Raw genomic sequence first — 2,537 nt, forward strand, 5'->3', positions numbered from 1 at the left:
TAGGTTTGAGTCGTTTTGTAGTGGGTTTGCGTGAAAGAGAACGGTGTGGTGGGTAAGCGCAGAGGTTAAAACGTGGCACGGTAGATCCCCTCTCCCTGTGGGAGTGGGTTAGGGTGAGGGGCGCTACACAGGGCTTAACCTATTGATCTTCTTTTAAATCTAAGCCCCATAACCCATCATTTTCAGCAACTGCTGCGCCTGCTGCACCGCTTCCTGCCGATGTGCGACCCCTAGTTTCTGGTACAGATTACGGATATGGGTTTTGATGGTGGTGGCCGCTACGGCCAGTTCCCCGGCGATCTGATCGTTGCTGTAACCGGAGTAAATCAGACCCAGCACCTGCCATTCACGCTGTGTCAGCGGGCTGGTGCGGATCAGCTCCGGTACTTGTGGGTGAGTTAACAGCTTATCGACGAAGTTCTCGTCAAAATGGGCGAACTTGTGCCGATGATGTTGGTTGATATCGCGCAGAATACGCTGGGCGCGATGCTGTTCCATCTCAGGCAGCGTGTTGAGCTGGATCAGTTGACGCAGTTGCTGCGCCATGGCCTCTCCCTCGATCACAAAGTGGCTGATAAACCCGGTGCGGTTGGCCAGCGAGAGCGACTCTATCAGCACGCGCTGGGCATCCACTTTGCGGTCCATCTGCCAGTAGAGCTGGTTACTGAGCAGCAGGTTACGGTTGAGATCGCTCACCAACCGCAGGCGGCGGGCATTTTCGTTCAGCTCGTCCAACACCACTTCGGCTTCTTCGTACTGGCCGAGCAGGATCTGCACGCGGGCGATATTACGCCATTGCCCCTGCATAAAGTGGTTGTTAGCCATCCCCGGTTTTTCGGTATGCCGCAGCCAATTGGCCGCTGCGGCGGTATCACCGGTCATCTGCCAGTGGATCACCCTGGGTTTATCGGCGTTGGTCAGCCAGTCCCGGTGATACTGCGAGCCATGCAGCAGGACCTCGCTACGTAGCAGGTGAGCATTGGCATTATCCAGATCGCCACGCGCCAGCGAACATTTCGCCAACATCGCCAGGCATTGCAACTGCTGCTGTGGCTGGTAGTTAGCCAACACCTTCAGCCCTTCACGTGCCGCCTCTTCGGCTTCGTCCAACCGTGCCCACGACCACAGCACCTGCGAGCGAATGCGCAGCAGGAATTCGTGCATCGGTAACTGCTCCAGATGCTGTTCACGCACCAGCTCGAAGGCCTTATCTTGGGTTTCATAGGCGGCTTGCAGGAAACCTTGCGCGATCAGAATTTCACTCTGCTGCAACAGCGCCCACAGCGCATAGTGATAAGCCTGATGGCGGCGAGCCATCTGTTCGGTTTGCTGCATCATGGGCAACGCCCGTGCCAGTTCCCCTTTGCAGTGGTGAACCTCACCGGTGACAGAGGTGGCCACGATACGGCTGTAATAGCTGGATAGCGGCAGGAATTTCAGCGCCTCGGTGGCCAGGCGTTCGGCCTCTTCCGGTTTACCGGCGTTGATCGCCACCTGAGCACGCAGCGCGTCAAATTCAGCATGCAGAGTCTGGTCAATGACGATCTTTTGCTGGAGCATAGCCTGTTCGGCTCGTTCCAACTGGGTATTCACTTCGCTGTAACGGTGCTGGCTTTGTGCCAGCCAGGCTTGCAGCAGCGCCAGTTTCGGGTTCTGGATCAGCCGTTCGTACGGCAGGGCATTCAGACACTCCTCCAGCAAGGCCAGTTCGCTGTGATGGAACAACGACCAGGCATGTTGTAACAGAATATCGCGTAACATGCTGACATCGCTGGCTGCCAACGCATGGTGAATGGCTTCCGCCGGGTACCCGAGCGCCAGCCAACCTTCCGCCGCCGCATGGTGCAGGCCGGGCAGTTCCAGCGCTAATTCCCACTGGCAACGCTGGCGCAGGAACGAGGCGAACAGCGGATGGAAACAGAACCACTCGCCGGAGTCGTCCATACGGTGGATAAACAGGCCCTGGCGCTCAAGCTCTTCCAGGCGCTGCTGGCCGTTGTCTTCCCCAGTCAGGCGCACGATCAACGCATCGTTCATCGAACGCAGTACCGAGCAGCGCAACAGGAACGCGCGAGCATCGGCATCGACGCGATCCAGCACCTCATCCACCAGATAATCGGACAGGTGGCTGGCGTTTAATCCAGCCAGACGTTTGGCCGATTGCTGAGCGGAAGAGGTGGATTGGCGGGCGGAGAGCGCGATCAGCTGCAAGGCGGTTGCCCAGCCCTCCACTTCGTCACACAGACGGCTGCTGTCATTGTGCTCCAGTGGGGAGGTAAGGCGGCAGTCAAAGAACTGTTTCGCCTCCTGGTGATTAAAAGCCAACTGGCGCGTGCTCAGCTCTAACAGCTGATCGCGTACGCGAAGATTGGCAATCCCCAGGGGAGGCAGGGTGCGGGAAAGGATCAGTAGCGTCAGATTTTCTGGCTGGTGGCGCAGGAAGAAACGCATCGCTTCATGGATCTGGTCATTGGTGATCAGGTGGTAATCGTCGATCACCAGGTACAGCGGCTGGTGCCAGTCGGACAGCTCGATAA

1 protein-coding gene is annotated in these 2,537 nt (G+C 57.7%); it reads right to left on the reverse strand.

Features of this window, described 5'->3' with window-relative positions; genetic code table 11:
* Nucleotides 1-159 precede the first annotated feature (159 nt).
* Nucleotides 160-2,535: an HTH-type transcriptional regulator MalT gene (gene malT / locus ACLQ7H_RS08195; protein ID WP_411752240.1), complete on the reverse strand. Its 2,376-nt coding sequence runs from the start codon at nt 2,533-2,535 to the stop codon at nt 160-162.
* Nucleotides 2,536-2,537: the final 2 nt, after the last annotated feature.

This window comes from Serratia sp. (in: enterobacteria) (assembly GCF_046715635.1).
Lineage (GTDB): Bacteria > Pseudomonadota > Gammaproteobacteria > Enterobacterales > Enterobacteriaceae > Chania.